15 protein-coding genes, 1 tRNA gene and 1 pseudogene are annotated in these 19,245 nt (G+C 72.6%); 15 read left to right on the forward strand and 2 right to left on the reverse strand.

The features are described 5' to 3' along the window. Positions 1 to 13: 13 nt before the first annotated feature. Together cydB and AFE02nite_RS01160 are read right to left on the reverse strand one after the other, a co-directional pair. Positions 14 to 1,024, reverse strand: a complete 1,011-nt coding sequence (gene cydB, locus AFE02nite_RS01155) for a cytochrome d ubiquinol oxidase subunit II (protein WP_146818942.1) — start codon at positions 1,022 to 1,024, stop codon at positions 14 to 16. Positions 1,025 to 1,036: 12 nt separating this feature from the next. Beyond that, the gene (locus AFE02nite_RS01160; RefSeq protein WP_034249131.1) at positions 1,037 to 2,515 is read right to left on the reverse strand and encodes a cytochrome ubiquinol oxidase subunit I; all 1,479 of its coding nucleotides are present in this window, start codon (positions 2,513 to 2,515) and stop codon (positions 1,037 to 1,039) included. A 477-nt stretch (positions 2,516 to 2,992) separates the two neighbouring features. Here AFE02nite_RS01160 and AFE02nite_RS01165 point away from each other — a divergent pair, with 477 nt between their 5' ends. The 15 genes and pseudogenes from AFE02nite_RS01165 (at position 2,993) to AFE02nite_RS01235 (ending at position 18,618) form a co-directional block, all read left to right on the forward strand. Next, a complete protein-coding gene (locus AFE02nite_RS01165) occupies positions 2,993 to 6,067 on the forward strand; it encodes a ribonuclease E/G (RefSeq protein WP_146819237.1) in 3,075 nt (1,024 codons plus the stop codon). Positions 6,068 to 6,234: 167 nt separating this feature from the next. Next, positions 6,235 to 6,543, forward strand: coding sequence for a 50S ribosomal protein L21 (gene rplU / locus AFE02nite_RS01170; RefSeq protein WP_186814474.1), 309 nt, complete (start codon positions 6,235 to 6,237; stop codon positions 6,541 to 6,543). 54 nt (positions 6,544 to 6,597) lie between these two features. Next, positions 6,598 to 6,855 (forward strand): 50S ribosomal protein L27, encoded by a 258-nt coding sequence (gene rpmA / locus AFE02nite_RS01175; protein ID WP_034248106.1) that lies wholly within the window; start codon positions 6,598 to 6,600, stop codon positions 6,853 to 6,855. A 117-nt stretch (positions 6,856 to 6,972) separates the two neighbouring features. After that, positions 6,973 to 8,490 (forward strand): GTPase ObgE, encoded by a 1,518-nt coding sequence (gene obgE, locus AFE02nite_RS01180; RefSeq protein ID WP_034248105.1) that lies wholly within the window; start codon positions 6,973 to 6,975, stop codon positions 8,488 to 8,490. A gap of 88 nt (positions 8,491 to 8,578) precedes the next feature. After that, positions 8,579 to 9,718, forward strand: a complete 1,140-nt coding sequence (proB, locus tag AFE02nite_RS01185; protein ID WP_034248103.1) for a glutamate 5-kinase — start codon at positions 8,579 to 8,581, stop codon at positions 9,716 to 9,718. 16 nt (positions 9,719 to 9,734) lie between these two features. Continuing rightward, entirely contained in the window at positions 9,735 to 11,045 is a 1,311-nt protein-coding gene (locus tag AFE02nite_RS01190) for a glutamate-5-semialdehyde dehydrogenase (protein WP_034248102.1), read from the forward strand. 229 nt (positions 11,046 to 11,274) lie between these two features. Beyond that, a complete protein-coding gene (locus AFE02nite_RS17235) occupies positions 11,275 to 11,415 on the forward strand; it encodes a hypothetical protein (RefSeq protein WP_186814438.1) in 141 nt (46 codons plus the stop codon). Between the two features lie 58 nt (positions 11,416 to 11,473). After that, entirely contained in the window at positions 11,474 to 12,076 is a 603-nt protein-coding gene (nadD, locus tag AFE02nite_RS01195; RefSeq protein WP_146818943.1) for a nicotinate-nucleotide adenylyltransferase, read from the forward strand. Continuing rightward, positions 12,069 to 13,871, forward strand: a complete 1,803-nt coding sequence (locus AFE02nite_RS01200; RefSeq protein ID WP_146818944.1) for a hypothetical protein — start codon at positions 12,069 to 12,071, stop codon at positions 13,869 to 13,871. The genes nadD and AFE02nite_RS01200 overlap by 8 nt, the downstream gene beginning before the upstream one ends. Then, entirely contained in the window at positions 13,871 to 14,290 is a 420-nt protein-coding gene (gene rsfS / locus AFE02nite_RS01205) for a ribosome silencing factor (RefSeq protein WP_034249847.1), read from the forward strand. The genes AFE02nite_RS01200 and rsfS overlap by 1 nt, the downstream gene beginning before the upstream one ends. After that, positions 14,287 to 14,985: a histidine phosphatase family protein gene (locus tag AFE02nite_RS01210; protein ID WP_034249848.1), complete on the forward strand. Its 699-nt coding sequence runs from the start codon at positions 14,287 to 14,289 to the stop codon at positions 14,983 to 14,985. The genes rsfS and AFE02nite_RS01210 overlap by 4 nt, the downstream gene beginning before the upstream one ends. A gap of 80 nt (positions 14,986 to 15,065) precedes the next feature. Continuing rightward, positions 15,066 to 15,138, forward strand: a tRNA-Ala gene (locus AFE02nite_RS01215). Between the two features lie 592 nt (positions 15,139 to 15,730). Beyond that, a complete protein-coding gene (locus AFE02nite_RS01220) occupies positions 15,731 to 17,059 on the forward strand; it encodes a hypothetical protein (RefSeq protein WP_034248827.1) in 1,329 nt (442 codons plus the stop codon). A gap of 568 nt (positions 17,060 to 17,627) precedes the next feature. Beyond that, positions 17,628 to 17,894: pseudogene (locus AFE02nite_RS01230) on the forward strand (RHS repeat-associated core domain-containing protein); the annotation flags it as partial. A gap of 82 nt (positions 17,895 to 17,976) precedes the next feature. After that, a complete protein-coding gene (locus AFE02nite_RS01235) occupies positions 17,977 to 18,618 on the forward strand; it encodes a TNT domain-containing protein (protein WP_146818946.1) in 642 nt (213 codons plus the stop codon). Positions 18,619 to 19,245: the final 627 nt, after the last annotated feature.

Consider the following 19,245-nt stretch of genomic DNA (forward strand, 5'->3'; position numbering starts at 1 on the left):
GACTCCGACCCTGTCAGAACGTCAGGCCCGCGGGCGCGGGGATCTGCTCGGCCGTGAGGCGCTTGCGGAACACCCAGTAGGTCCACGCCTGGTAGGCGAGCACGAGGGGCGTGAGGATCGCGGCGACCCACGTCATGATCGTCAGCGTGTAGTCGCTGGACGACGCGTTGTCGACGGTCAGCGAGTTCGCCGGGTCGAGCGCGGGCATGACGTCCGGGTAGAGCGAGCCGAAGATGAGGACGACCGCGGCCACGATCGCGACGGCGGACGCCACGAAGGCCCAGCCCTCGCGCCGCAGCCGTGCGGCCACGACGAGCCCGACGAGCGCCACGGCAGCGAGCAGGGTGGCGGCCCACGTCCACGCGACCGAGTAGGCGAGCTGCGTCCAGACCGCGAACGCGCCGGCGACGACCACGGTGACCATCGCGGAGCGCTCGGCGAACGCGGCGGCCCGGTGCCGGATGTCGCCGTCGGTCTTGAGGGCGATGAACACGGCGCCGTGCGTGAGGAAGATCATGGCCGTCGTCGCGCCACCGAGCAGGGCGAACGGGTTGAGCAGGTCGACGAACGCCCCGACGAACGTGTGGCTCGCGTCGAGCTCGACGCCGCGGACGAGGTTGCCGAACGCGACGCCCCACAGGACGGCGGGCAACCACGAGCCGACGATGAGCGCGAGGTCGATGCGCTTGCGCCACACGACGCTGTCGATCTTGCCGCGCCACTCGAACGAGACGACGCGCAGGATGAGGGCGACGAGGATCGCGAGCAGGGCGAGGTAGAAGCCGGAGAACATCGAGGCGTACCACTCCGGGAAGGCGGCGAACGTGGCGCCACCGGCCGTGAGCAGCCACACCTCGTTGCCGTCCCAGACCGGGCCGATCGTGTTGATCATCACCCGGCGGTCCTTGTCACCCTTGCCGAGGATGGGCAGCAGCATCCCGACGCCGAAGTCGAACCCCTCGAGGACGAGGTACCCGGTCCACAGGACGGCGATGAGGACGAACCAGACGTCTGACAGCTCCACGGTCGGACCCTCTCAGTACGCGAACGACAGGGGCTTGTCGCCCTCGGCCCCGGCGGCGGCGCGCGCCTCGGGGCTCGGGTCGACCTCGGTCTCGGCGACGCCCTGGACGGCGTACCGCTTCATCAGGCGGAACCAGACGACCGCGAGCACGCCGTAGAGCAGCGTGAAGACGATCAGGGAGGTCCACACCATGCCGCCGCTGACCGACGTCGAGACGCCGCGCGCGGTGAGCATCCACACGCCGTCGACGCCGTTCGGGTTCGGGTTGGGCGCGACGACCCAGGGCTGACGGCCCATCTCGGTGAAGATCCAGCCGAAGGAGGCGGCGAGGAACGGCGTCGGGATGGCGAGGACGCCGAGGCGGGCGAACCAGCCCTTCTCGATGACGCGGCCCTTGCGCATGAACCACAGCACCGCCGCGGCCAGCGCCGCGCTGCCGAGGCCGAGGCCGATCATGAGCCGGAAGCTCCAGTAGGTGATGAAGAGGTTCGGCCGGTAGTCGACGCCCTCGCCGTACAGCTGCTCCGAGCGGTCCTGGAGCTCCTCGACGCCCGGGACGTACGAGTCGAAGCTGCCGTCGGCCAGGAACGACGTCAGGCCCGGGATCGCGATGATCGCCGTGGTGTCCCCGCAGTCGTTCGACGACAGGTCGCCGATGGTCAGGACCGAGAACTGCGCGCCGTTCTCGCCGACGCAGAGCGCCTCGGCGGACGACATCTTCATCGGCTGCTGGTCGTACATCAGCTTCGCCTGCGAGTCGCCGCTGATCGCGACGCCGAGGCCCGAGATCAGCATGACGACCGTGCCGAGCACGAGGGCCGGGCGGTAGACGCCGCGGGCGTTGGTCTCGTCACCCTTGCGCAGCGAGCGCACCATCCACCAGGCGGCGATGCCCGCCACGAAGGTGCCGGCCGTGAGGAACGCGGCGGCGATGGTGTGCGGGAACGCAGACAGGAGCGTGCTGTTGGTGAGGACGGCGCCGATGTCGACCATCTCGGCGCGGCCGGTCTCCTCGTTGAAGATCGTGCCGACCGGGTGCTGCATCCAGGAGTTGGCCGCGAGGATGAAGTACGCGGACAGGTTCGTCGCGATGGCGACCAGCCAGATGCAGGCGAGGTGGACCTTCTTGGGCAGCCGGTCCCAGCCGAAGATCCACAGGCCGAGGAACGTCGACTCGATGAAGAAGGCGGCGAGCGCCTCCATCGCGAGAGGCGCGCCGAAGACGTCTCCGACGAACCGCGAGTACTCGCTCCAGTTCATGCCGAACTGGAACTCCTGCACGATGCCCGTCGCGACGCCGATGGCGAAGTTGATCAGGAGGAGCTTGCCGAAGAACTTGGTGAGCCGGAGCCACGTCGAGGAGCCGGTGCGGACCCAGAAGGTCTGCATGAGCGCCACGAGCGGGGACAGCCCGATCGTCAGGGGGACGAAGATGAAGTGGTAAACGGTCGTGATCCCGAACTGCCAGCGGGCAAGGTCGAGAGCGTCCATGGGTCTCCTCCGGGGCACGATCGGCTGAGCGCCAGGCTAGGTAGAAGGGCCCAGGTGGGCATGGGACCAACGTCCCGTTTGCTGACGCCGCGTCATCTCGTTCGTCCGAGTTGTGATCATGGGGTCCTGGGCCGCCCGGGGGCGGCACCACGGACGCCCAGCGGGCGACACCACGGGCGACACCGCGGGCGACACGAGTGGACGACGATCGATGGGAACGCCGCCCTGTGCGATACTGGCGGCGGTCGAGGGGGCCGCCACACCGTCCTCCTCACCACAGACGTTCCAGGCCGTGGTCCGTGACCGCCTGGCGCCGCCGTTGACAACCCTCCGGCGGGCGCCGGCAGCGCCCACCCGACCGACGACACCGACGACTTCCGTCGCAGCGCCGCAGGCGGTGCGCGACGAACGAACCGCCCGCAGGGCCGGGAGTGTGGCGGCCCCGCGGGTCTGGAGCACCTCGTGACCGACGAGAACATGACCGGCGGCACCCCCGCCGGCGAAGCCGCTCAGCACACCGCCCCCGAGGCCGAGGGCGCGGCTCGTCCCGCCGCACGGCGTCGCAGCCGCCGGGCCACCGCCGAGGCGACCGCGCCGAGCGCGTCCGGCACGCCGACGTCCGATGCGGGGCCGACCTCCGAGGCCGAGCAGGCGGCCGAGCCCGCGACGGCGTCGAAGGCGCCCGCCCGCCGTCGGACGCGCGCCACGAAGGCCGCCTCCGCTCCGGCCGAGCCGGTCGCCGACGAGCCCACGCCCGAGAGCGCGGCGCCCGAGGCCGCCCCGGCTGCCGGTGACGACGCGGCACCGGCCGCGCCGTCGGCCCGCCGTCGCAGCACCCGGGCCAAGGCGAAGCCGGCAGACGCCGCGCCCGAGTCCGCCCCGTCCGAGACGCCCGCACCCGAGCAGGCGCCCGCCGCCGACGCCGCCGCGACCGACGCCCCGTCGGGCGGCGCACCGGTCGCGCGGACCGGCCGCTCGGGCGGTCGACGCCGGGGCGGCGCCAAGGCGTCCGCCGGTGCCGAGGACGCCGCGGTCACGGTGGACACGACCCCGCCGGCGGAGCCCGTCGCCGCGGCCGAGCAGCCGGAGAGCACGTCGTCGCGGGTGGGCGGCCGGCAGCGGCTGGCGACCACCGCCCTGCTCTTCCAGGCTCCCGAGCCCACGGCCACGCGGCCGCGGCGGCGCCGCGCGGAGGCGCCCGCCGGGCCCCCGCGGCACGCCGACGAGGTGCCGGACGCCGTTGCGACGGAGCCCGACGCCGAGGAGCTCGAGGACGCCCTGACCGAGGCGGACGAGACGCAGCTCGCCGACGCCGAGCAGACCGAGGCCGAGCAGGCCGACACCGACCTGACCGAGACCGAGCAGTCCGACGAGGCCGGCGACGAGACGGAGTCCGGCGACGAGACCGAGGCCGCCGAGGGCGGCCGCCGGCGCCGCCGGCGCGGCGGCCGCGGTCGACGCGGCCGCTCCGGTGAGCGCTCCTCCGCCGAGCGCGGCACGACCGACGCGGGCGAGGGTGCCGACGACGCCGAGCCCGGCGACGAGGACCGCGCCGCCGCCGACGACTCCGGAGCCGACGAGGACGCCGAAGGCGGCGAGGCCGGCGAGGGTGAGGGCAGCTCGTCGAGCCGTCGTCGTCGTCGCCGTCGTCGCTCGCGCGGCGAGGGCGGTGGCGAGGAGCAGGCGGAGGCCCGCCCCCGCGCCCGGGCTCGCACGGACGAGGTCACGGCGCTCAAGGGCTCCACGCGGCTCGAGGCCAAGCGCCAGCGCCGCCGCGAGGGCCGCGACGCCGGTCGGCGCCGCGCCGTCATCACCGAGGCCGAGTTCCTCGCCCGGCGGGAGTCCGTCGAGCGCAGCATGGTGGTCCGCGAGCAGGCCGGGCGCGTGCAGATCGCGATCCTCGAGGACGGCGTCCTCGTCGAGCACTACGTCTCCCGCTCGAGCCAGAACACGCAGGGCCCGATGGCCGGCAACGTGTACCTCGGCCGGGTGCAGAACGTGCTGCCGAGCATGGAGGCCGCGTTCGTCGACATCGGCAAGGGGCGCAACGCCGTCCTGTACGCGGGCGAGGTCAACTGGGACGCGGCCGGCATGGAGGGGCAGCCGCGCCGCATCGAGCAGGCGCTGAAGTCCGGCGACTCGGTGCTGGTGCAGGTGACCAAGGAGCCGGTCGGGCACAAGGGCGCCCGCCTGACGTCCCAGATCACGCTCGCCGGCCGGTACCTGGTCTACGTCCCCGGCGGCGGGATGACCGGCATCTCCCGCAAGCTCCCCGAGAACGAGCGGGCGCGCCTGAAGAAGATCCTGCGCGAGATCGTGCCCGACGACGCGGGCGTGATCGTCCGGACGGCCGCCGAGGGTGCCTCCGACGAGGAGCTGCGCCTCGACGTCCAGCGCCTGCAGGACCAGTGGGCCGCCATCGAGAAGAAGTCGAAGACCGCGTCGGCGCCGGCCCTGCTGCAGGGCGAGCCCGACCTGGCGATCCGCGTGGTCCGGGACGTCTTCAACGACGACTTCGACACCCTCGTCGTGCAGGGCGAGGAGGCCTGGGACACGGTCTGGGAGTACGTCCAGGCCATGGCCCCCGACCTCGTGGGCAAGGTGAGCCGCTGGCAGGAGCCCGGCGACGTCTTCGCGGCGCACCGCGTGGACGAGCAGCTCGCCAAGGGCATGGACCGCAAGGTCTGGCTGCCGTCGGGTGGCTCGCTCGTCATCGACCGCACCGAGGCGATGACGGTCATCGACGTGAACACGGGCAAGTTCACCGGCTCGGGCGGCACGCTCGAGGAGACGGTGACCCGCAACAACCTCGAGGCCGCCGAGGAGATCGTGCGCCAGCTCCGGCTGCGCGACATCGGCGGGATCATCGTCATCGACTTCATCGACATGGTGCTCGAGTCGAACCGCGACCTGGTGCTGCGCCGTCTCGTCGAGTGCCTCGGCCGGGACCGCACGAAGCACCAGGTGGCGGAGGTCACGTCGCTCGGGCTCGTCCAGATGACCCGCAAGCGCGTGGGTCAGGGCCTGTTCGAGGCGTTCAGCGAGCCCTGCCCGCACTGCGGTGGCCGTGGGTACCTCGTCCACAACGAGCCGGTCACGCGGACCGGTGGCGAGGCGCCGTCGGCACCCGAGGCGGCCCCCGAGCCGAAGAAGTCGCGCCGCAAGCGCGCCACGGCGGCGACGGCGAGCCCGGCGGCGCCGGTGCCGGTCGTCCCGGTGCTGCCGGAGGCGCGGGAGGCCGTCAAGGCCACGCTCGCGACGATCGCGGCGGCCGCCGCGCACGCGCACGAGCAGGCGGCGCCGCCGTCGGGCGCTGACGACGCGCCCGCGGGGGAGGTGCCCACCGACGCCGTGCTCGGCGAGGCCGCGCCGGCCGAGGGGAGCGCCGCGGAGGGCGTCGTCGTGGAGGCGGCCGCCGAGCGGGCACCCGTTGACATCGTGCAGTCGGACCTCCTGGACGTGCTCGCCAGCGTGCAGGCCGCCGAGGCGCCTGCTGCGGGCGAGGGCGGCGAGGACCCGGGCGAGGGCGAGGACGTCCCGGGCGAGGAGTAGGTGGCCGCGCCGAGGTTTGACCGAGGCGCGCGCACTCCGTACCCTGGAACGTCGGCGCGCATCGCGCCGGTTCGGCGCTGCCCGCCCCCCCTTGCCTCCCTGGCGACCGGCGTGTGCGCAGGCGCCCGACCTAGTGACCGGCAGTTCGAGCAGAGATGAGCAGCAACGTGGTGTACGCGATCGTGAAGGCCGGTGGCCGCCAGGAGAAGGTGTCCGTCGGCGACGTCGTCGTCGTGGACAGGATCTCCGCCGACGCGGGCTCGTCCGTTCAGCTCCCGGCCCTCCTGCTGGTCGACGGCGACAAGGTGACCTCCGACGCGAAGGCGCTGGCCAAGGTCACCGTCACCGCCGAGGTCGTGCGGGACGAGAAGGGCCCGAAGATCGTCATCCAGAAGTTCAAGAACAAGACCGGCTACCGCAAGCGCCAGGGCCACCGTCAGCAGCTGACGCGGCTCAAGGTCACCAGCATCGCCTGAGCCGGCGCCCGGCTCGCTTCGGCAGAACGACGGCAACGAACGAAGGACCCTGACATGGCACACAAGAAGGGCGCCAGCTCCTCGCGGAACGGTCGCGACTCGAACGCGCAGCGCCTCGGCGTCAAGCGTTACGGCGGTCAGCTCGTCAACGCGGGCGAGATCATCGTCCGTCAGCGCGGCACGCACTTCCACCCCGGTGTGAACGTCGGCCGTGGCGGCGACGACACGCTGTTCGCCCTGGCTGCCGGCGCCGTGAAGTTCGGCGTCCGCCGTGGGCGCAAGGTCATCGACATCGAGACCGTCGACGCCTGACACGAGCTCGTCGAAGGGGCGCACCGCCACGGTGCGCCCTTTCGTGCTGTCGGGACCAGGGCGGCCCCGGCGAACGCCCGGTGGCGGGCGACCCGAACTGATCGGAGGTGGTGAGCGGTGACGACGTTCGTCGATCGCGTGGTGCTCCACGCCTCCGGGGGTGACGGCGGCCACGGCTGCGCGTCCATCCGCCGCGAGAAGTTCAAGCCCCTCGCGGGGCCCGACGGCGGCAACGGCGGTGACGGCGGCGACGTCGTCCTCGAGGTCGACCCGCAGGTCACCACGCTGCTGGAGTTCCACCACGGGCCGCACCGGCGCGCTGCGTCCGGAACCGCGGGCATGGGCGACGACCGTGACGGCGCCAACGCGGCCGACATCGTGCTCCGCGTGCCCGACGGCACGGTCGTGAAGAGCACCGACGGCGAGGTCCTCGCCGATCTCGTGGGCGCCGGGAGCCGCTACGTGGTCGCCGCCGGCGGCAAGGGCGGCCTCGGCAACGCCGCGCTCGCGTCCCCCCGGCGCAAGGCGCCCGGGTTCGCCCTGCTCGGCGAGCCGGGCGAGCAGCGCGACGTCGTCCTCGAGCTCAAGACCATCGCCGACGTCGCGCTCGTCGGGTTCCCGAGCGCGGGCAAGTCGAGCCTGGTGGCGGCGATGTCCGCGGCCCGGCCCAAGATCGCCGACTACCCGTTCACCACCCTCGTGCCGAACCTCGGTGTCGTGCAGGCGGGGTCGTCGCGCTTCACCGTCGCGGACGTGCCCGGCCTGATCCCGGGCGCGAGCGAGGGCAAGGGCCTCGGGCTCGAGTTCCTCCGGCACGTCGAGCGCTGCGCCGTGCTGGTGCACGTCCTTGACTGCGCCACCCTCGAGCCGGGGCGCGACCCGATCAGCGACCTGGACGTCATCGAGCGCGAGCTCGCCGCCTACGCCGGGGACCTGGAGATCGCGGGCGGCCAGGTGCCGCTCACGGAGCGACCGCGCATGGTGGTGCTCAACAAGGTCGACGTCCCGGAGGCCCGCGAGCTCGCCGAGCTCGTCCGGGGCGACCTCGAGGCGCGCGGGCTCGAGGTGTTCGAGGTCTCCGCGGCGAGCCACGAGGGCATGCGGCCGCTCACGTTCGCGCTCGCCCGCCTCGTCGAGGCCGCGCGCGCGGCCGCCCCGGCGCCCGCGCCCGAGCGCGTCGTCCTGCGCCCCCGGGCCGTCAACGAGGTGCCGTTCACCGTGACCCGGCGCGAGGAGGGCCAGCACGTCTGGTTCCAGGTGCTGGGCACCAAGCCGGAGCGGTGGGTGCGCCAGACCGACTTCACCAACGACGAGGCCGTCGGCTTCCTGGCGGACCGGCTGGCCCGCCTGGGCGTCGAGGAAGCGCTGTTCACGGCGGGTGCCACGCCGGGGGCGGAGGTCGTCATCGGCGGCGGCAACGACGCGGTGGTCTTCGACTGGGAGCCCACCCTCATGGCCGGCGTCGAGCTGCTCGCCAGCCGGGGGAGCGACCCGCGCCTGTCCGACACCGGGCGCGCCAGCCGTGCGGAGCGCCGTCGGGAGCACCAGGAGCGCATGGACGCGAAGGCCGCGGCGCGCTCCGAGCTGTGGACCGAGCGCGAGGCCGGCCAGTGGACGGACCCGTCCGACGAGTGATCCTGCGGGCCGCTGGTTCCGCACACCTCTGACCACCAGGCGAGCCGGTGCCCGGGCCGTGGCCCGACGCGCGGGAGAATGGTTGCCCGTGAGCCCCGTGCGCAAGCTGGACCGACGTTCGCTCGCGACCGCCCGTCGGGTGGTCGTCAAGGTCGGGTCGTCCTCGATCACGGACGGCCACGGCCGGCTCGACGTCGACGCGCTCCGCGCGCTCGTCGACGCGCTGGCGGAGCGGCGTCTCGCGGGCAGCCAGGTGGTCCTCGTCACCTCCGGCGCGATCGCGTCCGGCCTGGGGCCTCTCGGGCTGCACGGCCGCCCGAGCGACCTCGCGACCGCGCAGGCGACCGCCTCGGTCGGCCAGGGCCTGCTCATCGCGCGCTACACAGAGGCGTTCGCGGGCCACGGGCTGCGCGTCGGCCAGGTGCTCCTCACGGCCGAGGACACCGTGCGTCGCTCGCACTACCGCAACGCGCTGCGCTGCCTGGACCGGCTGCTGGCGCTCGGCGTCGTGCCGATCATCAACGAGAACGACACGGTGGCCACCTCGGAGATCCGCTTCGGCGAGAACGACCGGCTGGCCGCCCTCGTGTCGCACCTGGTGCGGGCCGACGCGCTGGTGCTGCTCAGCGACGTGGACGGCCTCTACGACCGGCCGCCGACCAGCCCGGACGCCCACCGCATCGACGAGGTGCACGACCCGGCGGAGCTGACCGACGTCAAGGTCGGCAAGTCGGGGTCGAAGGTGGGCTCGGGCGGGATGATCAGCAAGCTCCAGTCAGTGGCGATCGCCACGGGCTCGGGAGTGCCGGTGCTCATCACACGCGCCGACCTGGCCCGCCCGGCGCTCGCGGGCGAGGGTGTGGGCACCTGGTTCTTCGCGACCGGCAAGCGGCGCCCGCCCCGCCTCCTCTGGCTCGAGCACGCCGCCGCGCCCCACGGGCGGGTGGTGCTCGACGCCGGCGCCGTGCGCGCCGTGGTGGAGCGCCGCGCGTCGCTGCTGCCGGCGGGCATCACGGCGGTCGAGGGCGAGTTCGACGCCGGCGAGCCGGTCGAGCTCGCGGGGCCCGACGGCGTCGTGATCGGCCGCGGGCTCGTCGCCTTCTCCTCGGGCGAGCTGCCGGACCTGCTCGGCCGGTCGACGCGCGAGCTGCGCGAGTCGCTCGGCGCGGGCTACGACCGCGAGGTCGTCCATCGCGACGACCTCGTGCTCGTGGCGCCGCGGGCGTAGTGCCTATCCTGCGGGCATGACCACCGCCACCACGCCCGTCGCCGCGTCGCCGGCCAGCTCCGACGACGTCCAGGAGGCCGTCTTCGCGATCGCCCGCCGCGCGCGCGTGGCGGCCCGCGAGCTCGCGACGGCGACCCGCGCGACCAAGGACGGCGCGCTGCACGCGATGGCGGACGCGCTCGTCGCGGCGGCGCCCGAGATCGTGGCGGCGAACGCCGTCGACCTGGCCAACGGGCGCGCGGCCGGCCTCAAGCCGGGCCTGCTCGACCGGCTGACGCTCACGCCCGAGCGGATCGACGGCATCGCCGCCGCGCTGCGCGAGCTCGCCGCGCTGCCCGACCCGGTCGGCGAGGTGGTGCGCGGCTCGACGCTGCCCAACGGCCTGCGCCTGCGGCAGCTTCGGGTGCCGATGGGCGTCGTCGGGATGATCTACGAGGCGCGGCCGAACGTCACCGTGGACGCCGCGGGCCTCGCGCTCAAGAGCGGCAACGCCGCGATCCTGCGCGGTGGGTCGGCGGCGGCGTCGTCGAACACCGTCATCGTGCGCGTGCTGGGGGAGGCCCTGATCTCCGTGGGGCTCCCCGCGGACGCCGTGCAGTCGATCGACGCGTTCGGGCGCGCGGGCGCGGTCGCGCTCATGCACGCGCGCGGGCTGGTCGACCTGTTGGTGCCCCGCGGGGGTGCGGACCTGATCCAGACGGTCGTCCGCGAGTCGTCGGTGCCCGTCGTGGAGACCGGCGTGGGCAACTGCCACGTGTACCTGGACGCCTCCGCGGACGAGCAGATGGCCGTGGACATCGTCATGAACTCCAAGACGCAGCGCGTCGGGGTCTGCAACGCCGCTGAGACGCTCCTGGTGCACGCCGACGCCGCACCCCGGCTCCTCCCGTCGGTCCTGGCGGCGCTCGCCGGCGCGGGCGTCACGCTGCACGGCGACGCGCGCACGGCCGAGCTGGCGCCCGACGGCGTCGCCGTCGTCGCCGCGACCGAGGAGGACTGGGCCACCGAGTATCTGTCGATGGACCTGGCTGTCCGCGTGGTGGACGACCTGGAAGGTGCGATCGATCACATCCGCGCCTGGACGTCGGGGCACACCGAGGCGATCGTCACGGCGGACCTGGCCGCGTCCGAGCGGTTCGTGGCCGCGCTCGACTCGGCCGCCATCATGGTCAACGCCTCGACGCGGTTCACGGACGGCGGGCAGTTCGGCCTGGGTGCGGAGATCGGCATCTCCACGCAGAAGATGCACGCGCGCGGGCCGATGGGGCTCGCCGAGCTCACCACCACCAAGTGGGTCGTGAACGGCGAGGGCCAGGTCAGGGCCTGAGTCCCCGGGGCGCTCGGCGTCCCGCCCGATCCGCGCGTTTTCGCGGATTCGCCCGCTGTTCACCCGGCCGGCCCAGCCCGCTGCGTCCCGATTCGGGCCGTTCGACCGTTTGGGTCCGGAGGTTCGTGGTGCCACGGTGAAGGGCCCTCGTGCGACACTGGGTCGTCCGCCGCGCGACGAACGGTCGAGCACGCCGTTCGGCGAAACCGAGCCCCCTGTGGAGGTCGACGTGCACGCTGCCCTGCTGGCTGCCGCCGAGGCGGAGGCGACCGGCCTCCCGCCCGTCGTCATCGGACTGCTGGGCTTCGGTGTGCTCGTCGCACTGCTGCTGGTGACGTACGCGTTCCGCAACAGCGGGCACCGGAACTAGCGCAGACGAACGACGATGGGCGCTGTGGCGCGCCCGGACACGGAGGCAGGCAGAGCGGATGGCGGAGACCAGGCCCAGGATCGGGGTGATGGGCGGCACGTTCGACCCCATCCACCACGGCCACCTCGTCGCCGCCAGTGAGGCCGCCGCCGACCTGGACCTCGACGAGGTCGTGTTCGTGCCGACGGGTCGACCCGCCTTCAAGCTCGACCCCGGCGTGACCCCGGCCGAGCACCGCTACCTCATGACCGTCATCGCCACGGCGTCGAACCCACGGTTCACGGTCTCCCGCGTGGACATCGACCGGCCGGGGCCCACGTACACCGTGGACACGCTGCGCGACCTGCGCGCGGCCCGCCCGGACGCCGACCTGTTCTTCATCACGGGGGCGGACGCGCTCGCGCAGATCCTCACGTGGAAGGACGTCCACGAGCTCTGGGAGATGGCGCACTTCGTCGCCGTCACCCGACCGGGCCACACCTTGTCCGTCGAAGGGCTCCCGTCGCACGCCGTCAGCGTGCTCGAGGTGCCCGCGCTGGCCATCTCGTCGACCGACTGCCGTGCACGGGCCCACGCGGGTGAGCCCGTCTGGTACCTCGTCCCCGACGGGGTGGTCCAGTACATCGCCAAGCACCGTCTGTATCGAGGTCAGGATGTCTGAGCAGACCCATCCGGAGTGGGGTGAGCGCCGCCGTCGCCGCGAGGAGGAGCGACGTCACGTCACCGGCGAGCAGCCCGCGGCGACGCCGTACGGCGCGACCGCGCCGGAGCCACCCCTCTCGCGTCGGGAGCTGCGCGAGCGCGCGGCCGCGGAGGCGGCGCGCGCCGCCGAGTCGCTCGCCCGCACCACCACGCCCGAGCCGGCGCCGGCCCCGGCGCCGCGCCCCGCGCCCGCGCCGATGTCCGCCCCCACGCCGGCCCCCACGCCGATGGCGGCACCCGTCTCGATGCCGGCGCCCGCTCCCGCGCCCGCCCCGGCGCCGCGCCCCGCGGTCGCTCCCGAGCCCGGTGCCCGTCCGCTGTCCCGCCGCGAGCTGCGCGAGCGCGTCGCGGCCGTCCGGCACCCGGAGGCCGAGGCGGCCGTCAGCCCGCCCGCCGTGCCCTCGTCGCCGCTGCCGCGGACCGCTCCTGCGCCGTCGCCCACCCCGGCGCCCGCGGCAGCGTCCGGCCCGCGACCCGCCGAGCCGGTCGTGGTGCCGCAGATGGAGCCGGAGCGGCCGGCCGTCGCGCCGCCGTCGGCTGCGCTGTCGCCGCAGGCCCGCGCCGCCGCGATCCGTGCCCAGGCCGCGCGCGCGCAGGCCGAGCGCGAGGAGGCGGCCCGGCAGGGCATCGAGCGGGCGCAGAGCGCCCGCGGCGCCGCGCAGCGCGCGATGCCGGAGCAGACGGCGAGCAGCTGGGGCCAGCGCCCGCAGACGCCCGCAGCACCCGAGTCGCCGCGCCCGACGGCCCCCGAGTCGTCGTCGCCGGTCCGGCGGGTCGTCCTGCCGCCGTCGGGTGCCCCCGCGGCCGAGCAGCCCTACCAGGCGACCGCCGGCCGTTACGACACCGCGCCGGTCACCCCGGCGCGCCCCGCCGTGCCGGTGTACCAGGCGCCCGCGCAGCCCGTGGCGGCGCCGGGCGAGCGGTCGTTCGGCGCGGCGCAGGCGACGCCCTACCAGCCGCAGCCGCAGGCCCAGCCCCAGCCGCAGCCGTACGGTGCCGCCCAGCCGGCGCAGGCGCGGCCCGCGCCGTACCAGCCCGAGCAGGTGGCGCCCGCGCTGCGTCCGTACGCACCGCGCGTCGGGCAGCCTGAGACGGCCGCCGGCAACGGCTGGCAGCCGGAGCAGCCTGCAGCGGCCGGTTGGCCGGCCGAGGCGCGCACGTACCCGGTGCCCGCCGTGGTGCCGCCGGCGGTCGCGACGACCGGGCCCTCGGCGGTGGCGCCGTCGGGCTTCGAGCCGGTCGGCTTCGGTGGGCGGGACCGGACCGGCGTCGCGGACGCGTCGCGGGCGGCCTTCGTGCCGGCGGACATCCGCCCGGTGGTGGGCCAGTCGTTCGGGACCATGCAGGCGGCCCCGGCCGCCAGGTTCGGCGCCGCTGCCGCGCCGTCCGTCGCAGCCACCGCCCCGGGGGCCACGGAGCCGACCGACACGTCCGACGCCGCGATGCCGCGCTGGGGGAGCGTGGGCTCGGGCCAGGGCTGGACGCCAACACCGACGTCCGCGCCCGTGGCGCCCTCGCGCGCTGTTCCCGAGGACGTCGAGGACGAGCCGGACGACGAGGCCGCCGAGCCGCCGCGCCACCCGTACACGTGGCTGCACATGATCGTCCTGGTGCTCGTGGCGTTCGTCCTGGGCATGCTGATCTTCGTGGTGCTGCTGCGCGACTCGGGTGCCGAGGGCACGCAGGGCGCGGGCGTCGTGGGCGAGGGCGTCACGTGGTCGCACGTCGCCACGACGGGAGAGGTGGGGCTCTGATGGCCGCGTCGGATCGGGCTGTCGAGCTCGCCGTTGTCGCCGCGCGGGCCGCGTCGGACCGCAAGGCCGAGGAGATCATCGCCCTCGACGTGAGCGACCGCCTGGTCCTCACCGACGTCTTCATCATCGCCTCCGCCTCGAACGAGCGGCAGGTCGGGGCGATCGTCGACGCCGTCGAGGAAGCCATGCTCAAGGCCGGCGCGAAGCCCGTACGCCGCGAGGGCGTGCGTCAGGCGCGCTGGGTGCTGCTCGACTTCGTCGAGGTCGTGGTGCACGTGCAGCACGCCGAGGACCGCGTCTACTACGCCCTCGAACGGCTCTGGTCGGACTGCCCGGTGATCGAACTGCCCGCCGACGCGCGGGGCGGCGACGGCCAGGTGGAGGACCAGGGCGGCGACGGCCGGGCGACGGTCGCGTGACCGCCGGAACGGTCATCTGCTGGCGGCACGGGCGCACCGCGTACAACGCCAGCACGCGCATGCAGGGCACGATCGACATCCCGCTGGACGAGATCGGGCAGTGGCAGGTGGAGCAGGCAGCGCTCGACCTGTGGCGTCGGCACGCTCCGACGCGCATCGTCGCGTCCGACCTCGGGCGCGCGCGGGCGACCGCGCAGCAGCTCGCGGACCTGGTCGGGCTCCAGGTCGGCGTCGACACACGGCTGCGTGAGCGGTCCTTCGGTGAGTGGGAGGGCCTGACCGCGGAGGAGATCGCCGAGCAGTGGCCGGAGGAGTTCGCCGTCTGGCAGCGCGGCGGCGACCCCAAGCGCATGGGGGCTGAGTCGCGGGCCGCCGTCGCGGAGCGGTTCAGCGCTGCCGTGCGCGAGCTCGCCGCACCGATGGCGCACGACGAGACGCTCGTCCTCGTGTCCCACGGCGCGGCCGTCTCCCTCGGGCTGACGGCGCTGCTCGGGCTCGACGCCGTCGCGTGGCGCGGGCTCGTCGGACTCCACAACGCGCACTGGTCGGTGCTGAGGGCGAGCCGTGGCGACGCCTGGCCGGCGTGGCGCATGGAGGCCCACAACGTCGGGCCGAGCGTGGTTGTCGCCGACTGGAACGCGGGTGTTCCGGCGGAGAACCTGCCGTCGTCGGCCGCCGACGCGATGCGGGGCTGACCGGGGGAGCGGCGGGGCGCGATCGGATTTCCGCCAGGGTCTCCTCGTCGCGTACACTTCACGAGGCCCTTCGGGGTCGCGGGGCTGTGGCGCAGCTGGTAGCGCACCTGCATGGCATGCAGGGGGTCAGGGGTTCGAGTCCCCTCAGCTCCACCGAAAGTGCAGGTCAGAGGCCGTTTCTCCGCTTGGGGGAAGCGGCCTCTTCGTCTGAGTGGACACAAAGTCGACACGCAGACCTGGCTGGCTGCACTGCGTCCGCCCTGCTCAGAACGGCTGACCTCCTCACCTGGCGCCGAGCGGCGCATGAGGGTCGAGTCACGTCTTCGCGCGCATGGGACTCAAGTGGAGTGCGGGTGCCAAGCCTGTCAATGCCAGCGCATGTCATCGCGCCTCCTCGCCGAGCTGGGACCTGCGTACGTTACGGGCTCGTTAGGCGGGCTCCGCCGTCCGGGTGATCTTGTTGCGTGGCGCCCGTTTCGCCCCTTCCCAGCGGCCTCGCGGGCTCGCTACGTTGCGCGCGTCCGGCGGGGGCCACGGGCTCTCGCGGGTCTCGATGATGAGAGTGGCCGCAGAGCTCAGGGGGTCTGATGCGCGCCTCGACGTTGCCGTTCGCCATGTCCATCTCCGTTCGAAGGGCGTTCGCGGCAGTCGTGACCGCGGTCGTTCTCGGGGGGTGTTCGTATCGCCCGCGGCCGGCGCGGGCCGGAGCGTTCCGGTTCGGGCGGTGACCGGATCTGCGTGTCCGGTGGAGGCCGCGGACGAGGCGACTGCGGCCGCGCTCGCCGCGAGCTGTGGCCGCGAGGTCGAGGTTCTCGAGGAACGCACCGAGTTCCAGACACTTCATGCACTGCCGGACGGGCAGATGCGTCTGGACACCTCGATCGCTGCTGTCCGAACTCAGGTGTCGGGTGAGTGGGCGGACATCGACACGACGCTGGTGGAGTCCGCTGCAGGCATCGAGGTCGCGGCGCCGGCGGTCGAGATGGTGTTCTCGGACGGCTCGCCGGGGCAACCGCTGGCCTCCATGCAGCGCGACGGTCACCAGCTGACCTTCGACGTGCCCTTCGACCTACCGGCTCCGGTCGTGTATGGCACGGGTCTGGAGTACCCGGACGTGATCGACGGCGTGGACCTCCTGGTGAGCGTCAACGCAGACGCGACCGGCTTCTCCGAGGTCCTGCGGGTCGAGTCGCCGCAGGCAGCCGCCGATCCGCGCATCGCAGACCTCGCGTTTCCGATCACGGTGTCGGACGGGCTCGAGCTGACGGAGGCCGACGGCGGGTTCGCTGCTGTCGACTCCGAGGGCGAGCGTGTCTTCAGGTCACCCCAGCCGGCGATGTGGGACTCGCGGGCGGACCGCGCGGCGCCGAACCTGACGCCTCGCCTGATCGGCGGCATGTCCCCGTCCGCCGGTATGCGACTCACCTCCGATGAGGGGCTCCGGATCGGCGCGGCCCGTCTCGCGGCCCCGGTCGACGGGGACGCGTGGGCGTTCATGGACGTGGCGCTGGAGGACCAGGCCGTGCAGGTCGGTCTCGACGAGGAGATGCTGGCGGATCCGAGCACCGTGTGGCCGGTGTACGTCGACCCGTCGGTGTCCGGCTCCCGCTCGGAGTGGGTGGCCGTGTCCAGCGCGGGCTGGAAGCACTACAACTTCTCGAGCGACGACGGCGTCGGCAGGTGCGGCACGACCGGCAGCCCGATGTACTGCTCGAGCGTGTTCACCGAGCGGCTGGCCTGGCAGTTCACCGGGCTTCAGGCCATCGGGAACGTCGACCCGTCCAACGTCACGTCAGCCACCTTCTCGGTGTACGGGACGCACTCGTACTCGTGCACTGCGTCCCCGATCGAAGCGTGGTGGACCGGCGGAATCAACAGCGGCACCACGTGGTCGTTTGGCTGGACGGGTTCGAATGAATTCGGCGGCGGGATGCACCTCCGTCTTGGAATCGGACGTGACCCGGCCAATCTGAATCGAGCCCGCTGGCACGTCGATTTCGGCTCGACGCACGTTCCCAACGGTAGGTCGGGTCAACTGATAAGCTATACACAGGCGAGGAGGGGAGCGAATTGAACGATCAAGAGCAACAACGTGCGGCCCGCCTCGGTATCGAAGCACTCAATGCGTCCCTCGTCAGGCTAGGGTATCCACCAGTCGGGAAGAATGCTGATGTGCGCATGGTCGATCCCTTCTTGGGAGTTATTCCGAACGCGGTCATTGAAAGGCCCGGCGTCGCCCCGTTGCGCCTACTATTCGGTCTCGAGCTGGACATATGGGTCGGCCCCTTTTCTGAGGTTGTTGCCGTTCCTGCGCGCGAGGAGTGCAGGCGCGACATGGAGAACGAAATCACCCGGATTCTCAAGTCCGAAGTGGAGTGTCGGTATCGCAAGCGGTGGGTCGAACTGATCCTTCGGATTCCCGACCAGAATCCTTGGCTAAGGCTGAGAATTGTCGGAACGGGCCGGTCGTCAGTCCTTGAACCTCGATACGCACCGTACGCGAGCCAGTGATATCCCTCGGTCGGATTCGGGGCCCTTGACCCTAAGGACACTCGAGGTTCCATCGTTGCCGTCGCCCAGCTGGTTCTCCGATGCGCGGCGCGCCGTGAGGCACGCGCTCGCCGTGCACCGACCCGTACGGCAACGCGCGGGGGAGCGCCCCTGCCGGGTGGGTGGGTGATCACGGGTTCTTGAACAAGCCGGTGGACGAGACCGGGTTGGTGCAGGTCGGGGCGCGTTACTACGACCCGGTGATTGCCAGGTTCGTCACGGTCGACCCGGTGATGGATCTGACCGATCCGCAGCAGTGGAACGCCTACACCTACGCCAACGGCAACCCGGTCACCTGGGCCGACCCCGACCGGCAAGTGGCCGGACTGGCTCGACGACGCCGCCAGCGCCGTCGGTGACGGGATCTCGAGCGCCTGGGACGCGACCACCACGTGGGTCGATGAGCACCAGGCTGACATCGTCGCCGGGGTCGCCGGCGCCGTGGTCGGCGGTGGGTGCCTGCTTCTGACAGCCGGCGCGGGCAGCATCGCGTGCGGCGCCCTGGGTGGTGCCGCGGCGGGTGCGGCGTCGCACGCGTGGCGTGCGCAGGTCCAGCACACCGAGGAGTTCTCGTGGGGCGCCATGGGCCGCGAAGCCCTCATCGGCGGACTCACCGGTGCCGCCACAGCAGGCATCGGCCAGATCCCCGGCGTCCGGCAACTGGCCAACCGCGCCACCACGGCCATCAGCAACCGCATCAGCCCCTACCTCGGGCGACCACCGACCACGACACTACGACCGACCGAGGGGCCGATAGCGTGGCCACCCAACAATGGCTTCCACGGCAACCTGGGCCCGAGCGGAAACCCCGGTGTGACGGTTCTCAGGCCGGGAACGCAGATTGACAGATTCGGGCTGGACGAGGGGCGGTTCGTCGCGCCACGCGGCACGCCAGTTGCGCAGCGTTCCCTACCGCCGGGTGCAACAAGTAAGCCCTACAGTGTCTTCGAGGTCACGAACCGACTCGTCGTACAGCAGGGGCGGGCAACACCGTGGTTCGGGCAGCCAGGCATGGGTGTGCAGTACCGCTTGCCGGCAAGTGTGAAGGACCTGCTCGCAACCGGATACCTCCGGAGGGTGTAGATCGTGACGCAAGACGAACTCGAACTGGACATGCGGCGGTTGAACTTGCCGACGTTTGCTTACAGCCTCGGGAGCGATCGCGATGAGGCGTACTGCCTAACGCATGAGGCCGACGGCTGGCACGTCTACTACAGCGAGAGAGGCAATCGGAACTCCGAGGAGGTCTTCTCTACAGAGGCGGCGGCCTGCGCGAGGCTCCGTGAACGAGTACTCAGTGATGGCGCCGTTCGTCAATGGATGTCTGGTCACGGCAACCCGTGACGGCGTCTGAGAGGTTCAAGAAGCATTGGTTCCTCGACCGCGTGATCTCTTCGCGCGGGTACACAATCACGCTCCGGCGGGATGTGGTCGAGTACAAGGATCGAGCCGGGGGGATCACTCTTCCCGCTGAGTGGGCTCCCGGCAGAGGTACATGGATTCTTCTGTTCGCTGCGGGTCTTCCGGAAGTTCTTCCCGGCTCGCGCGCCAAGAGCGAGGTGGTTGACGATATTGTTCGGGCCTTCGACGCCGTTGGTTGGCGTCTGAGCGTTCGGTAGCCGGCCAGCGAGGCGTGAACCGTTCACGGTCAGCGGAGGCCAGGTTCCCTGGCCTTCGGACCAAAGAGGTGAGGGGAGCCCGCGCGTGGGA

This window comes from Actinotalea fermentans (genome assembly GCF_007991475.1).
Lineage (GTDB): Bacteria > Actinomycetota > Actinomycetes > Actinomycetales > Cellulomonadaceae > Actinotalea > Actinotalea fermentans.